Raw genomic sequence first — 17,661 nt, forward strand, 5'->3', positions numbered from 1 at the left:
TGGGGCATGACGGATCGTAAGGACGAACTCGCCGCGAATCTGGCGAGAGTGGAGGAACGGATCGCCGCGGCCTGCGCCGCGGCCGGACGTGCGCGCGACGAGGTCACCCTCATCGTGGTCACCAAGACGTTCCCGGCGAGCGATGTGCGCATCCTGTCCGAGCTCGGCGTGCGGCACGTCGCCGAGAACCGTGACCAGGACGCCGCGCCCAAGGCCGCCGCCTGTTCGGATCTGCCGCTTTCCTGGCACTTCGTCGGCCAGCTTCAGACCAACAAGGTGCGTTCCGTGGTCGGTTACGCCGATGTCGTGCACTCCGTCGACCGCGCCAAGCTGGTCAACGTGCTGTCCAAGGAGGCGGTGCGGGCCGGGCGCGAGGTGGGCTGCCTGATCCAGGTCGCCCTCGACGCCGGGGCGAGCGGCCGGGGCGAGCGCGGCGGCGTGGCGCCCGAGGGAGTCGCGGAGCTGGCGGATCTGGTGGCGGGGGCCGAGGGGCTGCGGCTGGACGGTCTGATGACCGTGGCGCCGCTCACCGGGGAGTACGCGGGACGTGAACGGGCGGCGTTCGAGCGGTTGATGGATTTGTCGACCGACCTGCGCAGGAACCATCCGGCTGCCAACATGGTCTCTGCGGGGATGAGTGCGGACCTCGAACAGGCCGTTGCCGCCGGGGCGACACATGTGCGCGTCGGCAGTGCGGTACTCGGAGTCCGCCCCAGGCTCGGGTAACGTCGCCAAGAAGTCGGACCACAGCAGAAAATATGGTCATTGCCGCCGAAAGGCGGACATGAAGACCACGTGGATCGCGGGCACTTGGCGGTCGTCAGCGAATCCACCACAGAGCGGAGGACTCAGAGAATGGCCGGCGCGATGCGCAAGATGGCGGTCTACCTCGGCCTCGTGGAGGACGATGGGTACGACGGCCGCGGATTCGACCCAGACGACGACTTCGAACCCGAACTCGACCCGGAGCCCGAGCGGGACCACCGGCGGCACGAGCAGTCCCACGGGTCGCACAGCGCTCACAGCGCACATGGTGCACATCAGTCCCAAAGGGACGAAGAGGCACGCATCACACAGCCGCCGGCCCCCCGCGAACCGGTCGCCCGTTCCACCTCTCTTCCCGCGGAATCGGCCCGCCCGGCACGCATCGCGCCCGTGGCGTCCATCACACAAGAACGCGCAAGTCTGGAGAAGAACGCACCGGTGATCATGCCCAAGGTGGTGTCCGAACGAGAGCCGTACCGGATCACCACACTTCACCCGCGGACCTACAACGAGGCCCGTACCATCGGGGAACACTTCCGTGAAGGCACCCCGGTGATCATGAATCTGACTGAGATGGATGACACAGACGCGAAGCGACTTGTCGACTTTGCGGCCGGTTTGGTGTTTGGTCTTCACGGCAGCATCGAGCGGGTGACGCAGAAGGTGTTCCTGTTGTCGCCTGCTAACGTCGATGTCACGGCGGAGGACAAGGCCCGCATCGCAGAGGGCGGGTTCTTCAACCAGAGCTAGAAGACGCAGACCGGATCGAGCAGGGCACAGGGGAGAGGGAAAGACAGGCCATGAGCGTGTTCGCGCAGGTGATCTACATCGCGCTGATGGTGTTCCTCATCGTGCTCATCTTCCGTCTGGTCATGGACTACGTCTTCCAGTTCGCCCGCTCGTGGCAACCCGGCAAGGCGATGGTGGTCGTCCTGGAGGCCACCTACACTGTCACCGATCCACCGCTGAAGCTTCTGCGGCGGTTCATCCCGCCGCTGCGTCTCGGGGGCGTGGCGCTCGACCTGTCCTTCTTCGTACTGATGATCATCGTCTACATCCTGATCTCGATCGTGGGCAATCTCGCGAGGTGACTGTGGACGATACGGTCTTGCCGACTGCCGAATGACTACGTTGAGGTGAAGAGATGCCGTTGACCCCCGAGGACGTGCGGAACAAGCAGTTCACGACCGTCCGCCTCCGAGAAGGCTATGACGAGGACGAGGTCGATGCCTTCCTCGACGAGGTCGAAGCCGAACTGACCCGCCTGCTCCGCGAGAACGAGGACCTGCGCGCCAAGCTGGCCGCGGCCACCCGCGCCGCCGCCCAGAACCAGCAGAACATGCGCAAGCCCCCGGAGCAGCAGGACCAGCAGGGCCCGCCGCAGGGCATGCCCCAGCAGGGCATGCGAGGCCCGGGCGCTCCGGTGCCCGCCGGGATATCGGGCCCGCCGCAGCAGCAGATGGGCGGCCCCATGGGTGGCCCGCCCCAGCTGCCGAGCGGTGCTCCCCAGCTGCCCGCCGGCCCCGGCGGACAGGGCGGCCCGCAGGGCCCCGGCCCGATGGGTCAGGGCGGTCCCGGGCCGATGGGCCAGGGCGGCCCGATGCAGGGGCAGATGGGTCCCGGTGGCCCGATGGGCGGCCCCATGGGCGGCCCCGGTCTTCCCGGTCAGGGCGGCCCCGGCGGCGACAGCGCCGCGCGCGTGCTGTCGCTGGCCCAGCAGACCGCCGACCAGGCGATCGCGGAGGCCCGTGCCGAGGCCAACAAGATCGTGGGCGAGGCGCGTTCGCGCGCCGAGGGCCTGGAGCGGGACGCCCGCGCCAAGGCCGACGCCCTGGAGCGGGACGCGCAGGAGAAGCACCGCGTCGCGATGGGCTCCCTGGAGTCCGCCCGCGCCACGCTGGAGCGCAAGGTCGAGGACCTGCGCGGCTTCGAGCGCGAGTACCGCACGCGTCTGAAGTCCTACCTGGAGTCGCAGCTGCGCCAGCTGGAGACCCAGGCGGACGACTCGCTGGCCCCGCCGCGCCAGTCGTCGCCGTCGGCCCCGTCGCTGCCGCCGTCCCCGGCGCCGTCGATGGCGTCCGCCGGTGCCGGTGGCCCGTCCTACGGCGGCAACCAGACGATGGGCGGCAACTCGCAGAGCCAGTCCGGCCCGTCCTACGGCGGCCAGCAGCAGATGCAGCCGGCGATGACCCAGCCCATGGCGCCGGTGCGTCCGCAGGGCCCGTCGCCGATGGGGCAGGCGCCCTCGCCGATGCGCGGGTTCCTCATCGACGAGGACGACAACTGAAGATCAGCTGAGGACGTTCCGGGGCCCAGGCCTCGGTGGTCATGAATACGGCGTAGCAATCGGCAGATCAAGGGGCGGGGCCCCGGGTGAACTCCCGGGGCCCCGCCCCTTGTGCCGGCCGAGCCCGGGAAGCTTGCTCTGCGGGGGACCGGGAGCGCCTCGTGCGGGCCCGGCGGCCGGACCCGCCGGATGAGATGTTCTTTCGAAGAACGCGGACCTGTCCTACGGACACAACGCCGAAGGCCCGGACCCGCCAAGATTCTTCCGGCGGGCCGGGCCTTCGGCGTGTGCCTTACGCCTTGCGCAGGCGGAAGGTGAGGGTCAGGGCGTCGTCGGTGAAGGGACGGCCGTAGGAGTCGTCCGCCTCACCGCGGGCGAAGTCCGTCGCCAGCACCTCCTCGGCGATCAGCCCGGCGTGCTCGGTGAGCGCGGCGACGGTCGCCTCGTCGGACGCGTCCCAGCGCAGGGCGATCCGGTCCGCCACGTCGAGGCCGCTGTTCTTGCGGGCCTCCTGGATCAGGCGGATCGCGTCCCGGGCCAGGCCGGCGCGGCGCAGCTCTTCGGTGATCTCCAGGTCCAGGGCGACCGTGGCGCCGGAGTCGGAGGCCACCGACCAGCCCTCGCGCGGGGTCTCCGTGATGATCACCTCGTCGGGGGCGAGGCTGATGGTCTCACCGTCGACCTCGACCGAGGCGGTGCCCTCGCGCAGCGCCCGGGACAGCGCGGCGGCGTCCGCGTTCGCGATGGCCTTGGCCACGTCCTGGACCCGCTTGCCGAAGCGCTTGCCGAGCGCGCGGAAGTTGGCCTTGGCGGTGGTGTCGACCAGCGAGCCGCCCACCTCGGACAGCGACGCCAGCGACTCGACGTTCAGCTCCTCGGTGATCTGCGTGCGCAGCTGAGGGTGCAGCTCGTCGAATCCGGCGGCCGCGATCAGCGCCCGCTTCAGCGGCTGGCGCGTCTTGACGCCCGACTCGGCGCGCGTGGCGCGGCCCAGCTCCACCAGGCGCCGCACCAGCGCCATCTGCCGCGACAGCTCCGGGTCGATCGCCTCGCGGTCCACCTCGGGCCAGGAGGCCAGGTGCACCGACTCCGGGGCGCCCGGGGTGACCGGGACGACCAGGTCCTGCCACACCCGCTCGGTGATGAACGGGGTGATCGGCGCCATCAGCTTGGTGACCGTCTCCAGCACCTCGTGCAGGGTGCGCAGCGCGGCCTTGTCGCCCTGCCAGAAGCGGCGGCGCGAGCGGCGGACGTACCAGTTGGACAGGTCGTCGACGAACGCGGACAGCAGCTTTCCGGCCCGCTGGGTGTCGTAGCCGTCCAGCGCCTCGGTGACCTGGTCGGTCAGCGCGTGCAGCTCGGACAGCAGCCAGCGGTCGAGCAGCGGGCGGTCGGCCGGGGCCGGGTCGGCCTCGGACGGGGCCCAGCCGGAGGTGCGGGCGTACAGGGCCTGGAAGGCGACCGTGTTCCAGTAGGTCAGCAGCGTCTTGCGCACGACCTCCTGGATGGTGCCGTGGCCCACCCGGCGCGCCGCCCAGGGGGAGCCGCCGGCCGCCATGAACCAGCGCACCGCGTCCGCGCCGTGCTGGTCCATCAGCGGGATCGGCTGCAGGATGTTGCCCAGGTGCTTGGACATCTTGCGGCCGTCCTCGGCGAGGATGTGACCGAGGCAGACCACGTTCTCGTACGAGGACTTGTCGAAGACGAGCGTGCCGACCGCCATCAGCGTGTAGAACCAGCCGCGGGTCTGGTCGATCGCCTCGCAGATGAACTGCGCCGGGTAGCGGGCCTCGAACAGCTCCTTGTTCTTGTACGGGTAGCCCCACTGCGCGAACGGCATCGAGCCCGAGTCGTACCAGGCGTCGATCACCTCCGGCACGCGCGTGGCGGTCCTGCCGCAGCCGTCCTGCGGGCACGCGAAGGTGACCTCGTCGATGAACGGGCGGTGCGGGTCGAGGCCGGACTGGTCGGTGCCGGTCAGCTCGGTCAGCTCGGCGCGTGAGCCGACGCAGGTGAGGTGGCCCTCCTCGCAGCGCCAGATCGGCAGCGGGGTGCCCCAGTAGCGGTTGCGGGACAGCGCCCAGTCGATGTTGTTGTTCAGCCAGTCCCCGTAGCGGCCGTGCTTGACCGTCTCCGGGAACCAGTTGGTCTTCTCGTTCTCCTCCAGCAGCCGGTCCTTGATCGCCGTGGTGCGGATGTACCAGGACGGCTGGGCGTAGTAGAGCAGCGCGGTGTGGCAGCGCCAGCAGTGCGGGTAGCTGTGCTCGTACGGGATGTGCCGGAAGAGCAGACCGCGCTCGTCGAGGTCGGCGGTGAGCTTCTCGTCGGCCTTCTTGAAGAAGACCCCGCCGACCAGCGGCACCTCCTCGGCGAAGGTGCCGTCGGGGCGGACCGGGTTGACCACGGGCAGGCCGTAGGCGCGGCACACCTTGAGGTCGTCCTCACCGAAGGCGGGGGACTGGTGGACCAGACCCGTACCGTCCTCGGTGGTGACGTACTCGGCGTTGACCACGAAGTGAGCCGGCTCGGGGAACTCCACCAGCTCGAAGGGGCGCCGGTAGGCCCAGCGCTCCATCTCGGCGCCGGTGAAGGTCTGCCCGGTGCGCTCCCAGCCCTCGCCGAGGGCCTTCTCCAGCAGTGGCTCGGCGACGACCAGCTTCTCCTCGCCGTCGGTCGCCACCACGTAGGTGACCTCGGGGTGGGCGGCGACGGCCGTGTTGGAGACCAGGGTCCACGGGGTGGTCGTCCACACCAGCAGCGCGGCCTCGCCGGCCAGCGGGCCGGAGGTGAGCGGGAAGCGGACGTAGACGGACGGGTCGACGACCGTCTCGTAGCCCTGGGCCAGCTCGTGGTCGGACAGGCCGGTGCCGCAGCGCGGGCACCAGGGCGCCACCCGGTGGTCCTGGACGAGCAGGCCCTTGTTGAAGATCTCCTTCAGCGACCACCAGACCGACTCGATGTACTCGGGCTCCATGGTCACGTACGCGTCGTCGAGGTCGACCCAGTAGCCCATGCGGGTCGTCAGCTCGGCGAAGGCGTCGGTGTGGCGCAGCACGGACTCGCGGCACTTGGCGTTGAACTCGGCGATGCCGTACGCCTCGATGTCCTTCTTGCCGGAGAAGCCCAGCTCCTTCTCCACCGCGAGCTCCACGGGCAGGCCGTGGCAGTCCCAGCCGGCCTTGCGGGCCACGTGGTAGCCGCGCATGGTGCGGAAGCGGGGGAAGACGTCCTTGAAGACGCGGGCCTCGATGTGGTGGGCGCCGGGCATGCCGTTGGCGGTGGGCGGGCCCTCGTAGAACACCCACTCCGGGCGGCCCTCGGACTGCTCCAGGCTCTTGGCGAAGATCTTCTGCTCACGCCAGAACTCGAGCACCGCGTGCTCGAGGGCGGGCAGGTCGACCTGGGCGGGTACCTGGCGGTACGTCGGCGATGTCATCAGCGCGCTTCCTCCGGCGGACTTGCTGCCTTCCGTCCGGAGGGACGAGAGCCGTGTTGCCCTTACGCCGGTCTCGGCGTGCTCCCGCGGTACCACCCTCCTTGACCCCCCGGTGCGTCGTGTGCGCCGAAGAGCCCCCTCATTGGGATCGCGAAGCCGGTTCTACTCGCCGCGGCCCCTGCCGGGCGTCCGCGGTTTTCTTCCGGCGGCTCCGGGGTGATCTTCACGTCGCGCTCGCCCCCGGGCTCACACCGTCCCCGGGTCGCTCTGGGCTGCGTACGCCGCTACTCGTCCCCATCATCGCTTTTCGCTCCGCCCAGTGTACGGCGCGCCGGGGACCGGAGCCGACCGGTTTCCGGCGCGGCATGCCCCGAATGGGGCGGTGGCGCCCATCGAGTGCAGCGGCCTGCGGCTCGGTGGCATACCCGGCGGGGAGCTGGGCACAACGGATGCAGGCCGGCCGCGCGGCGTCCGCGAGGCGAGGGAATCGGGCGGTGTGCCCCGTTGCCGCGGGACTCGAGTCGATTTATCGTCCCAGCACGATTCGCGCACAAGATCACAATATGTGAAGGGGCCGCGGCCATGGTGGCGAAGAAGACCGCCGACCAGCAGTCGGCGTCCGGCAGGCCCGGACCCGCGCGGGGCGGTGGGGCCAAGGGGGTGGGCGGGAGGACGGGGACGCATGCGGCCCCGCCGAGCAGCTCCGCGCCCGGGGACGCGGCGACGCCGACGACGCTCACCCTGACGGAACGGCCCGGGCGGCGCAGCTCCGCCGCGGGGGAGGCGGCCACGGGGAAGAAGGCGGGGAAGCCCGCTGCGCGGAGCTCCTCGAAGAGCTCTGCGCGCTCTTCGAGGAAGACCACCACGGGCAGGGACGCGCCGGCGACGAGCGCCACGGGAACGAGCGCCACGGGGAAGAAGGCGACGGCGGGGAAGGCGAGCACGGCGAAAGCGGCTCCGGGGGGAGATCCGGCCGCCGGCACCGGGAAGGCCACCGCCGGCGGGGCCACCGCGGCCTCCGGCAGGGGCGCCGGGGGTGTCGCGGGCGCGGAGACCGCGGCTGAGACGTCATCGCAGGGGGCGGCCGGGGCGGCGCGCCCCGAGGACCCGGCCGACGGGTCGGCCGGAGGCAAGGCCGGGACCGGGAAGGCGGCACCGGCGAAGCGGGCGGGGACGAGGAAGACGCCGGCGGCCGGGAGGAAGGACAGGTCCGAGGGCACGGCCCCGGGTGAGCCGGCCGAAGACACCGGGGCGGAAGGCGACAGGGCCGCGGCGGAGGCGGCGGCCTCGGCCGGGAGGGCGACGGCGGGGAAGGCCGCCTCGGCCAGGAAGGCAACCGGGAAGAAAGCTGAGGCCGCGGCGAGCGAGGCGAACGGGGCGGCGGGTGCCGAGTCGCGGGCTGCGGGCAAGCGGACCGCGAAGCAGGCCGCGCCGGCCGGGAAGACGTCCCCGGCCGGCCGGAGGGACGAGGGCGAGGACGCGGTGGCGCGCGGGGGAGCTGCCGCTGAGGGCACCCCGTCCGGCGCCGCGCCCGGGACCGTCGCGTCGGCCGCCGGGGAGACCGCGGGCCGGAAGCCGGCATCGGCCGGCAGGGCGGGGACCGGGGCGAAGGCGGCGGCCTCGGCCGGGAAGGCGACGGCGAGGAAGCCGGCGGCGGCCGGGAGGAGAACCGCGGCTCAGGAGGCCGCGGCTCGGCAGGCCGTGCCGGGGGAGGCGAGCGTGGCTGAAGAGGCGGTTTCGGGTGAGGAGTCGAGGGCTGCGGGCAAGCGGGCCGCGAAGAAGGCCGCGTCGGCCAGGAAGGCGGCCGCGAAGAAGGCGACGGGGCGGAAGCCTGCGGCGGCCGAGGAGGCCGTGCCGGGCGAGGCGGGCGTGTCCGGGGCTGCCGAGCCGGAGGCCGAGAAGGCAGCCAGGAAGACGGCAGCCAGGAAGACGGCAGCCAAGAAGACGGCGAAGAAGGCCGCGGCGAAGAAGGCCGCGGCGAAGAAGGCGCCCGCCAAGGAGACCGCCGCCGAGAAGTCCACCGCCAGGAGGACCGCGGCGAAGAAGGCCACCGCCGGGAAGGCCGCGGTGGAGGAGCCCGCCGAGAGGGCTCCGGCCAGGAAGGCGGCCGGGAGGAAGACGGCCGCGGCGGCAGGCGGCGGTGAGGCGGAGGGCTCCGGGGTGAGCGGGGGAACACAGGACATGGCCGGGCGTGGCACGGCCACTGACGCGGGCGCGGACGAGACCGCACCGCAGACGGGAGCGACGACGGTGGGTGCGAAGAAGACTCCTGGCTCGGCCACGGCGGCGAAGACGACCGCCGTACCCAAGGCACGGCTCGCCGCGGCGGAGCCCGGCGAACTCGCGGTGCGCCCGGGCGAGGACCCCTGGACGCCGGAGGAGGTCGAGGAGGCCCGGGCCGAGCTGATGGCCGAGGTGCTGCGGCTGCGCGAGGAGATCAGCTCGGCCGAGCAGTCGCTGGCCGGCCTGATGCGGGACTCCGGCGACGGCGCGGGCGACGACCAGGCCGACACGGGCACCAAGAACATCACCCGCGAGCACGAGCTGGCGCTCACCGCCAACGCTCGCGAGATGCTCACCCAGTCCGAGCGCGCCCTGCAGCGCCTGGACGCCGGCACCTACGGACTCTGCGAGAACTGCGGCAACCCCATCGGCAAGGCCCGCATGCAGGCCTTCCCCAGGGCCACCCTGTGCGTGGAGTGCAAGCAGAAACAGGAGCGTCGGTACTGACCAGCCGGCGTGACGTACCCTCGTCCTCAGTCAAGGACCTAGGGCTGAGGGACTCACGTGGCAGAGGCGGAGCGCATCATCGGTACGCCGGAAACCCCGGACGCGGACCGGGACGGGCAGGAGCGGGCTGCCGATGCCCACGAGACCGGTGCCCGCGGGGCCAGCGCGCACGACGCGACGGCCCCGGCCGGTGAGTCCGGTGCCGAGGAGACGGCGGAGCAGAACGGGCGCCCCCGCGGCAAGCGGCGGATCGCCGTGCTGTTCGCCGTCGCCGCCTTCGCCTACGCCCTCGACCTGATCAGCAAGATGATCGTGGTGGCCAGGCTGGAGCACCACGAGCCCATCGAGATCATCGGGGACTGGCTGCGCCTCGAGGCGATCCGCAACGCCGGCGCCGCCTTCGGCTTCGGCGAGGCCTTCACCGTGATCTTCACGGTGATCGCGGCCACGGTGATCGTGGTGATCGTCCGGCTCGCCCGCAAGCTGTACAGCCTGCCCTGGGCGATCGCCCTCGGGCTCCTGCTCGGCGGCGCCCTGGGCAACCTCACCGACCGGATCTTCCGTTCGCCGGGCGTCTTCAAGGGCGCCGTGGTCGACTTCATCGCGCCCAAGCACTTCGCGGTGTTCAACCTGGCGGACTCGGCGATCGTGTGCGGCGGCATCCTGATCGTCCTGCTGTCCTTCCGCGGCCTCGACCCCGACGGCACCGTGCACAAGGACTGAGCGAACGAGGGCTCTCGTACGGGAGTGCCCCGGCCGTCCGGCATACTCGACGGGTGAGCACGATTCCCGAGATCCGTACCCTGCCCGTGCCCGACGGCCTGGAGGGCGAGCGTGTCGACGCCGCCATCTCCCGCATGTTCGGCTTCTCCCGCACCAAGGCGGCCGAGCTGGCCGCGGCGGGGAAGGTCACGGTCGACGGGTCGGTGGTCGGCAAGTCGGAGCGGGTCAGCGGCGGTGCGTGGCTCGAGGTGGAGATGCCCGCCCCGCCCGCCCCGGTGCAGGTGGTGGCCGAGCCGGTCGAGGGCATGGAGATCGTGCACGACGACGAGCACGTGGTGGTGATCGTCAAGCCCGTCGGGGTCGCCGCGCACCCCTCGCCCGGCTGGACCGGCCCGACCGTGATCGGCGGTCTCGCCGCCGCGGGCTTCCGCATCTCGACCTCCGGCGCCGCCGAGCGCCAGGGCATCGTGCACCGTCTGGACGTCGGCACCTCCGGCCTGATGGTGGTCGCCAAGTCGGAGCGGGCGTACACCTCGCTGAAGCGCCAGTTCAAGGAGCGCACGGTCGACAAGCGCTACCACGCGCTCGTCCAGGGCCACCCCGACCCGACCAGCGGCACCATCGACGCACCCATCGGCAGGCATCCGAACCACGACTACAAGTGGGCGGTCACCGCCGACGGCAAGCCGTCCGTCACCCACTACGACCTGATCGAGGCCTTCCGCGCCGCCTCGCTGCTGGACATCAAGCTGGAGACCGGCCGCACCCACCAGATCCGCGTCCACATGGCCGCCCACCGGCACCCCTGCGTCGGCGACCTGACCTACGGCGCGGACCCCACGCTCGCCAAGCGGCTGCGCCTGACCCGTCAGTGGCTGCACGCGGTGCGGCTCGGCTTCGAGCACCCCGGCGACGGCCAGTGGGCCGAGTTCTCCTGCGACTACCCCGAGGACCTGCAGCGGGCCCTGGACCAGGTCCGCGAGGAGACCTGGGCATGACGGTGCCCTACACCGTCCGCGAGGCCCGGGACAGCGCCGACCGCGAGGCGTGCTTCGCGGTGCGCAAGGAGGTCTTCGTCGCCGAGCAGGGCGTTCCCGAGGACATCGAGTACGACGCGTACGACGCCGGGGCCGTGCATGTGCTCGCCGTCCGGGACGACGGCACCCCGCTCGGCACCGGCCGGCTGCTGCACGGCGAGGCCGCCGCCGCGAAGAACGGAGGGGACGCCTCCGTGGGTGCTCTGGGACGGCTCGCGGTGCTGCGCCGGGCCCGCGGGCTCGGCGTCGGCGCGGCACTGGTGCGTGCCGTCGAGGACCTGGCCCGCGAGCGCGGCCTCACGGCCGTCGACCTGCACGCCCAGACCCACGCCCTCGGGTTCTACGAGCGGCTCGGGTACGTGGCGTACGGGCCGGAGTTCGAGGACGCGGGCATGCCGCACCGGGCCATGCGGCGCGTGCTGTAACAGCACCCTGGCCGTGCGGCGTGCGCGGTGAGTGCACTGGGCGGGGCACGCGGGCAGCGGGGGCCGTGCGGTGCGTGGTGGAGCGCGCGAACACCCTGGTGAGCGCCCGGTCGTGGCAGGCTGGAACCGGCTGTCCGATCGTCGACCTCCCGGAGCGCTGACCGTGGATCAGTTGGCCCTGCTGTTCGCCCTGTTGCTCGGTGCCCTGGTGAGCGTTCCGGTCGGGGACCGGCTGGGGCTGCCCGCACCGGTGCTGATGACGGTGTTCGGGATCGTCCTGGCGCTGCTGCCGTTCGTGCCGAACGTCGACATCCCGCCGGACCTGATCCTGCCGCTGCTCCTTCCGCCCCTGCTCTACGCGGCGGTGCGACGCACCTCCTGGCGGCAGTTCGCGGCCAACGTCAAACCCATTCTGCTGCTGGCGGTGGCCCTGGTCCTGGTCACCACGCTGTGTGTGACCACCGTGGCTCACGCGATCGTGCCCGGCCTGCCGCTGGCCGCCGCCGCCGCGCTCGGCGCGCTGGTCGCACCGCCCGACCCGGTGGCGGCCACCGTGGTCGCCGGAAAGCTGGGGCTGCCACGCCGTCTGGTGTCGATCCTCGAGGGCGAGGGGCTGTTCAACGACGTCACGGCGATCGTGCTGTACCACGTGGCGATCGCCGCCGCCGTGACCGGGACGTTCTCCGCCTGGGAGGCCGGGCTCGACCTGGTGCTCTCGGCCGTCGTCGCCGTGGTGATCGGGCTCGCGCTGGGCTGGGGCGCCAACAAGCTCATGGACCTGCTGGACGAGCCCACCCTGCAGATCGGCCTGAGCCTGCTCGTCCCCTACGCCTCCTACGTCCTCGCCGAGGAGCTGCACGGCTCCGGGGTGCTGGCGGTGCTCACCACCGCGCTCTTCCTGGTGGAGTACGCCACCGACGCCGACAACGTGATGACCCGGCTGGCCGGGCACACCTTCTGGGACATCGTGGACACCCTGGTCACGGGCGTGGCGTTCGGTCTCGTCGGGCTCGAGCTGCACAACGCGATCAACACCGCCTCGGGCCGGTGGGGCGAGTTGCTCGGCTGGGCGGGCGCGGTGGTGGGCGTGGTGATCCTGGTGCGGCTGCTGTGGCTGTTGCCGGCGACCTGGCTGGCGCAGCGGCTGCACGCGGCACGCGACGTCGACGAGGAGATCCCGGTCAGCTGGCGGGAGACCGTGGTCATGTGGTGGGCGGGGATGCGGGGCGTGGCCTCGGTCGCGCTGGCCCTGGCCATCCCGCTGGAGACGGACGCGGGGGAGGCGTTCCCGGTCCGGGACGAGATCGTCTTCATCGCCTTCGGCGTGATCCTGACCACGCTGCTGGTCCAGGGACTGACGCTGCCGTGGCTGGTCAGGCGGCTGCGGGTGCAGGCCGACACCGAGCAGGAGCAGCGGATGGAGCACGAGCTGGCGGTGCGGGCCGCCCGGGCGGCCAAGCAGAGGCTGCGGGAGATCGAGAAGGAAGAAGGGCTGCCCGACGACCTGGCGGAGCAGATGATGCGGCGGGCCTTCGACATCGCGGTGCGGATCAGCCCGGAGATGGCGGAGGACGAGCGGCGTGAGGCGCACCGGCAGCGGGCGGAGCGGCTGAAGCGGCTGCGCCGGATCGAGAGCGAGATGCTCAGCGCCGCCCGGCACGAGGTGCTGGCGGCCCGGAGCGAGCCGGGGGCGGTGCCCGAGGTGGTGGACCGGGTGCTGCGCCACCTGGACGTGCGCAGCCTGCGCTGAAGCAGGCGGCGGGCGGGGGCTCGTCCCACCAGCGGCTTCCCGGCGTGGCGGCGCGGTCCGCGTTTCCCTCGCGCGGCCTGACGCCTCCGGCGGCTCCTGCTCCGTAGGGTGCCCTCATGACTCGGAACGTTGTGATCAGTGGTGGCGGCACCGGTATCGGTCTTGCCGCCGCCCGGATGTTCGCCGCCGACGGGGACCAGGTGCTGCTGATCGGGCGCCGACGGGAAGTGCTGGAGCGGGCCGGGGTGCCCGGGGCGCTGACCTTCGCCGCGGATCTCGCCGACCCCGAGGCGGTCGGCTCGGCCGCCGCATTCGTGGGCCGGGAGTTCGGCGCCGTGGACGTGCTGATCCACAGTGCCGGCGGCAACGGGCTGCTGGAGCCCCCGGTCGGGGGCGACGACCCGCTGGACGCCGTCGCCCGGCACTGGACGGTCAACTTCCGGCTCAATGTGCTGACCGCGGTCCTGCTCACCGAGGCCCTCAAGCACCGGCTCGCCGAGCCGGGCGGCCGGGTGCTGTTCCTCAGCTCCATCGCCGCCTACCGCGGTTCCGGCCAGGTGGCCTACGCCGCCGCCAAGGCGGGGCTGCACCCGTACGCCCACGCCCTGGCCCGGGAGCTGGGCCCGCACGGCATCACCGTGAACGTCGTCGCGCCCGGCTATGTGGAGGACACCGCGTTCTTCGGCGACGGCATGGACGAGGAGCGGCGGGCGCGGCTGATCGCCGAGACCCTGGACAAGCGGGCCGGCACCCCCGGTGACATCGCCGCCACGCTGCACTGGCTGGCCTCACCGGGCGCCGCGCACATCACCTCGCAGATCATCCAGGTCAACGGCGGCGCCGAGCGCGGCCACTGAGCCCGCTGCCCGCCGCCCCCGGTTCATCCGTCGGACGGCGGCCCCTGGGTGTTGCGCGCCGCGGATATCCCGGCCGGGGCGGAGAACGAGGCGGAGGAGCGCCGGCCGTCCAGGACGGGGCGCGGGGCCGCCTCGGCCGTGCTGATGCGGGGCAGGGCGTACGGGTGCTTCTCGGCCAGCCAGCGGATCATCTGCTCGCGCACGGTGACGCGCACCGTCCAGATGTCGTCCGCGTCCTTCGCCGTCACCAGGGCCCGCACCTCCATGGTGCTGGGCGTGGTGTCGGTCACGGTCAGGTTGTAGGCGCGGCCGTCCCAGGCGGGGCACTCGCGCAGGATGTCGCGGAGCCGTTCGCGCATCTCGTCCAGCGGGGCGGCGTGGTCCAGGTGCCAGAAGACGGTGCCGGTCATCTGCGGGGTGCCGCGCGACCAGTTCTCGAACGGCTTGGACGTGAAGTACGACACCGGCATGGTGATCCGGCGCTCGTCCCAGGTGCGCACGGTCAGGAAGGTGAGGGTGATCTCCTCGACGGTGCCCCACTCGCCGTCCACCACCACCGTGTCGCCGATGCGCACCATGTCGCCGAAGGCGATCTGCAGCCCGGCGAACATGTTGCTCAGCGTCGACTGGGCGGCGACACCGGCGACGATGCCGAGGAGGCCGGCCGAGGCGAGCAGCGAGGCGCCGGCGGCGCGCATCGCGGGGAAGGTCAGCAGCATCGCGGCGACGGCGACCACCCCGACGATCGCCGAGACCACCCGCCGGATCAGCGTCACCTGGGTGCGCACCCGGCGGACCCGCGCCGGGTCGCGCTGGGCGTGGGCGCTGGCGTAGCGGGTGTAGGAGGTCTCGACCACGGCCGCGGCGATGCGGATGACCAGCCAGGCGGCCGAGCCGATCAGGACCAGGGTCAGGGTCCGGCCGATGCCGACCTGGTGCTCGGGGAGGACCCTGGTCTCCTCGTAGGACCCTCTGAGCAGAACCGCGCACAGCAGCAGCTGGTAGGGGACGCGGCCGCGGCGGAGCAGCCCCCACAGCGGGGTCTCCGGGTGCCGTTGGTCGGCCTTGCGCAGCAGCCTGTCGGTGGCCCAGCCGAGCAGCAGCGTGAGCACGACCGAGCCGCCGACCACGATCAGCGGGCGAAGCACGTCATCCATGCCTGCGAACCTAACCGGCCCGGAGCGGTATGAACATGTGACGTCCGCGGCGTCGCGGGCAGGCCGCGGTCCGGCGCGGCCGTCTCCGGCTGGCACCATGGACGGCATGAACATCATGCTCTTCCACTCGTCCTACGGTCTCCGGCCCGCGGTGCGACGGGCCGCCGAGGGGATGCGCGCGGCCGGACACGAGGTGTGGACCCGCGACCTCTTCGAGGGCCGCACGTTCGACACCGTCGAGGAGGGCATGGAGTACAAGGACGAGGTGGGCAAGGACGAGCTGCTGAAGCGAGCCGTGCTGGCCGCCGCGCCCTACTCGGAGCGCGGGCTGGTGTACGCGGGCTTCTCGCTCGGCGCCTCGATCGCGCAGACGCTGGCCCTGGGCGACGACAAGGCGCGGGGCCTGCTGCTTCTGCACGGCACCTCGGACCTCGCACCCAACGCCGCGGTGGACGAGCTGCCGGTGCAGCTGCATGTCGCCGAGCCGGACCCGTTCGAGACGGACGACTGGCTGAGCGCCTGGTACCTGCAGATGCGCCGGGCCGGGGCGGACGTCGAGGTGTACCGGTACCCCGGGGCCGGGCACCTGTACACCGACTCCGACCTGCCGGACTGGGACGAGGAGGCCGCCGAGGCCACCTGGCGGGTGGCGCTCGGCTTCCTCGACTCCCTGGACTGACCGGGGCCGGTCGTCGGTCCGGACCGACCGGGAGCCGACGAGCCCGGCCCGTCGTTCCCGGCCGGCCGGTCCCGGTCAGACCGGGTCGTAGCTGCGCTCGACCTTCTGGGTGCCGCTGCGGGTGCGGTAGGACCGGGCCCAGGCGGCGGTGGCGTCCGCGGTCCGGGCGGAGAGCACGTAGTAGTCCATCTGCGCCCGCTCGGCGGTGATGTCCAGCACGCCGTAGCCGTGGCGGTCGGTGTCGACCCAGCGCACATGCCGGTTGGCCGCCTTGATCAGCGGTGCGGCGACCGAGGAGATGCCGCCCTCGCGGACCTTCAGGATGTCGTCGAGGTTGTCGGAGGTGACCGAGGTGACGACGAACTCCGTGGCGGCCGAGGCGGACAGCGGGTACGTACCGGCGTTGACGGGCACGTCGTTGGCCCACGCCATGTGGATGTCCCCGGTGAGGAAGACGGTGTTGCGGATGGCGTTGTCGCGCAGATGCGCGAGGAGTTCGCGGCGGTCGTCGGTGTAGCCGTCCCACTGGTCGGTGTTGAGCGCGATGCCCTCCTGGGGCAGCCCGAGCAGCTTGGCGAGCGGCTTGAGCAGGCTCGCGGGAAGCGACCCGACGGCGAACGGCGAGATCATCACCGAGGTACCGACCAGCCGCCAGGTGGCGTCGGAGGCGGACAGGCCCGCCTTCAGCCAGTCGAGCTGGGCGCGGCCGGTGATGGTGCGGTCCGGGTCGTCGACCTCGCCCTTGCCGAGGGAGACCTGCTGGGAGCGGAAGGAGCGCAGGTCCAGCAGGGAGAGGTCGGCGAGCTTGCCGAAGCGCAGGCGGCGGTAGGTGGTGCCCTCGATCGCGGGGCGGACCGGCATCCACTCGAAGTAGGCCTGCTTGGCGGCGGCCTGACGGGCGGCCCAGGCGCCCTCGACGCCCTCGGTGTGGTTCTCGGCGCCGCCCGACCAGGCGTCGTTGGCGAACTCGTGGTCGTCCCACATCGCGATGACCGGGGCCTTGGCGTGCAAGGCCTGCAGGTCGGGGTCCGTCTTGTAGGTGCCGTGCCGCAGACGGTAGTCGGCGAGGGTGACGATCTCGTGGGCCGGCGAGTGCGGGCGGACGACGGTGCCGCGGGTGCCGTAGCCGCCGCTGGCGTACTCGTAGATGTAGTCGCCCAGATGCAGCCAGGCGTCCAGGTCGCCGCGGGCGGCGAGGTGGCGGTAGGCGGCGAAGTGCCCTGCCTCCCAGTTGGCGCACGAGACGACACCGAAGCGGAGTCCGCCGACGGCGGCGTCGGCGGCCGGGGCGGTGCGGGTGCGGCCGACGGGGGAGTCGGTGCCGCCGGCCGAGAAGCGGAACCAGTACTCGGTGGCCGGCTTCAGGCCGCGGATGTCGGCCTTCACGGTGTGGTCGGAGGCGGCGGTGGCGAGGGTGGACCCCTTCGCGACGACGTCGGTGAACGCCTTGTCCCGGGCGACGGTCCAGCTCACCTCGGTGTCCGGGCCGATCCCCGAGCCCGGCGTCGCCTCGGGCACCGGCGTCACCCGCGTCCACAGCAGGATGCCGTCCGGCAGCGGGTCGCCGGAGGCGACCCCGTGCAGGAAGGCGGGCGCCTGAGCGGCGGCCCGGGCGGGCAGCGCGGCGGCCAGCGGCCCGGCCAGCACCGCGGTGGCGGCGGCAGCCTTGACGACCGAACGGCGGCGCGGAGAGAGGGACTTCACGTCCGCGGTGGCGGAAACAGAGCTCTCTGATGATCTGTGTCGACTGGTCACAGCCCATCAGGCTACTGGCAGGTACATGCAAGAGCGGGTGAACTCGCCAAAGTTCACCCG

Annotated in this window: 14 protein-coding genes; 11 read left to right on the forward strand and 3 right to left on the reverse strand. The window is 72.2% G+C overall.

What is annotated here, in order from left to right:
• Positions 1-6 precede the first annotated feature (6 nt).
• The 4 genes from HCJ93_RS13520 (at position 7) to HCJ93_RS13535 (ending at position 3,052) form a co-directional block, all read left to right on the forward strand.
• Complete coding sequence (locus tag HCJ93_RS13520) at positions 7-726, forward strand: YggS family pyridoxal phosphate-dependent enzyme (protein ID WP_167994695.1); 720 nt, start codon at positions 7-9, stop codon at positions 724-726.
• A gap of 129 nt (positions 727-855) precedes the next feature.
• Positions 856-1,515, forward strand: coding sequence for a cell division protein SepF (locus tag HCJ93_RS13525; RefSeq protein ID WP_167994697.1), 660 nt, complete (start codon positions 856-858; stop codon positions 1,513-1,515).
• 50 nt (positions 1,516-1,565) lie between these two features.
• Positions 1,566-1,856 (forward strand): YggT family protein, encoded by a 291-nt coding sequence (locus HCJ93_RS13530; protein WP_004932337.1) that lies wholly within the window; start codon positions 1,566-1,568, stop codon positions 1,854-1,856.
• Positions 1,857-1,909: 53 nt separating this feature from the next.
• Positions 1,910-3,052 (forward strand): DivIVA domain-containing protein, encoded by a 1,143-nt coding sequence (locus tag HCJ93_RS13535; protein WP_167994699.1) that lies wholly within the window; start codon positions 1,910-1,912, stop codon positions 3,050-3,052.
• Positions 3,053-3,344: 292 nt separating this feature from the next.
• On the opposite strand, the gene ileS is transcribed toward HCJ93_RS13535, so the two are convergent.
• Positions 3,345-6,488, reverse strand: coding sequence for an isoleucine--tRNA ligase (gene ileS, locus HCJ93_RS13540; RefSeq protein ID WP_167994709.1), 3,144 nt, complete (start codon positions 6,486-6,488; stop codon positions 3,345-3,347).
• Positions 6,489-8,207: 1,719 nt separating this feature from the next.
• Here ileS and HCJ93_RS29180 point away from each other — a divergent pair.
• The 6 genes from HCJ93_RS29180 (at position 8,208) to HCJ93_RS13575 (ending at position 14,010) form a co-directional block, all read left to right on the forward strand.
• Entirely contained in the window at positions 8,208-9,218 is a 1,011-nt protein-coding gene (locus HCJ93_RS29180; RefSeq protein WP_309141398.1) for a TraR/DksA family transcriptional regulator, read from the forward strand.
• Positions 9,219-9,275: 57 nt separating this feature from the next.
• Positions 9,276-9,941, forward strand: a complete 666-nt coding sequence (gene lspA / locus HCJ93_RS13555; protein ID WP_167994713.1) for a signal peptidase II — start codon at positions 9,276-9,278, stop codon at positions 9,939-9,941.
• Positions 9,942-9,994: 53 nt separating this feature from the next.
• A complete protein-coding gene (locus HCJ93_RS13560; protein WP_167994715.1) occupies positions 9,995-10,939 on the forward strand; it encodes an RluA family pseudouridine synthase in 945 nt (314 codons plus the stop codon).
• Positions 10,936-11,403, forward strand: a complete 468-nt coding sequence (locus HCJ93_RS13565; RefSeq protein ID WP_167994717.1) for a GNAT family N-acetyltransferase — start codon at positions 10,936-10,938, stop codon at positions 11,401-11,403. The genes HCJ93_RS13560 and HCJ93_RS13565 overlap by 4 nt, the downstream gene beginning before the upstream one ends.
• A 163-nt stretch (positions 11,404-11,566) precedes the next feature.
• Entirely contained in the window at positions 11,567-13,153 is a 1,587-nt protein-coding gene (locus tag HCJ93_RS13570) for a Na+/H+ antiporter (RefSeq protein ID WP_167994719.1), read from the forward strand.
• A gap of 116 nt (positions 13,154-13,269) precedes the next feature.
• Positions 13,270-14,010 (forward strand): SDR family NAD(P)-dependent oxidoreductase, encoded by a 741-nt coding sequence (locus HCJ93_RS13575; RefSeq protein WP_167994721.1) that lies wholly within the window; start codon positions 13,270-13,272, stop codon positions 14,008-14,010.
• A gap of 23 nt (positions 14,011-14,033) precedes the next feature.
• On the opposite strand, the gene HCJ93_RS13580 is transcribed toward HCJ93_RS13575, so the two are convergent.
• On the reverse strand, positions 14,034-15,167 hold the full coding sequence (locus tag HCJ93_RS13580) for a mechanosensitive ion channel family protein (RefSeq protein WP_167994730.1): 1,134 nt from the start codon (positions 15,165-15,167) through the stop codon (positions 14,034-14,036).
• A gap of 106 nt (positions 15,168-15,273) precedes the next feature.
• Here HCJ93_RS13580 and HCJ93_RS13585 point away from each other — a divergent pair, with 106 nt between their 5' ends.
• Positions 15,274-15,846, forward strand: a complete 573-nt coding sequence (locus HCJ93_RS13585) for a dienelactone hydrolase family protein (protein ID WP_167994732.1) — start codon at positions 15,274-15,276, stop codon at positions 15,844-15,846.
• Positions 15,847-15,921: 75 nt separating this feature from the next.
• On the opposite strand, the gene HCJ93_RS13590 is transcribed toward HCJ93_RS13585, so the two are convergent.
• Positions 15,922-17,601, reverse strand: coding sequence for an alkaline phosphatase D family protein (locus HCJ93_RS13590; RefSeq protein WP_167994734.1), 1,680 nt, complete (start codon positions 17,599-17,601; stop codon positions 15,922-15,924).
• Positions 17,602-17,661: the final 60 nt, after the last annotated feature.

Source organism: Streptomyces composti (assembly GCF_012034205.1).
In the GTDB taxonomy this organism is placed as follows: Bacteria; Actinomycetota; Actinomycetes; order Streptomycetales; family Streptomycetaceae; genus Streptomyces; species Streptomyces composti.

Coding starts and splice junctions, on each gene's coding strand:
- HCJ93_RS13525 (WP_167994697.1), top strand. CDS start 856: ATGGCCGGCGCGATGCGCAAGATGGCGGTCTACCTCGGCCTCGTGGAG.
- ileS (WP_167994709.1), bottom strand. CDS start 6,488: ATGACATCGCCGACGTACCGCCAGGTACCCGCCCAGGTCGACCTGCCC.
- HCJ93_RS13575 (WP_167994721.1), top strand. CDS start 13,270: ATGACTCGGAACGTTGTGATCAGTGGTGGCGGCACCGGTATCGGTCTT.
- HCJ93_RS13520 (WP_167994695.1), top strand. CDS start 7: ATGACGGATCGTAAGGACGAACTCGCCGCGAATCTGGCGAGAGTGGAG.
- HCJ93_RS13530 (WP_004932337.1), top strand. CDS start 1,566: ATGAGCGTGTTCGCGCAGGTGATCTACATCGCGCTGATGGTGTTCCTC.
- HCJ93_RS13565 (WP_167994717.1), top strand. CDS start 10,936: ATGACGGTGCCCTACACCGTCCGCGAGGCCCGGGACAGCGCCGACCGC.
- HCJ93_RS13585 (WP_167994732.1), top strand. CDS start 15,274: ATGAACATCATGCTCTTCCACTCGTCCTACGGTCTCCGGCCCGCGGTG.
- HCJ93_RS13580 (WP_167994730.1), bottom strand. CDS start 15,167: ATGGATGACGTGCTTCGCCCGCTGATCGTGGTCGGCGGCTCGGTCGTG.
- HCJ93_RS13535 (WP_167994699.1), top strand. CDS start 1,910: ATGCCGTTGACCCCCGAGGACGTGCGGAACAAGCAGTTCACGACCGTC.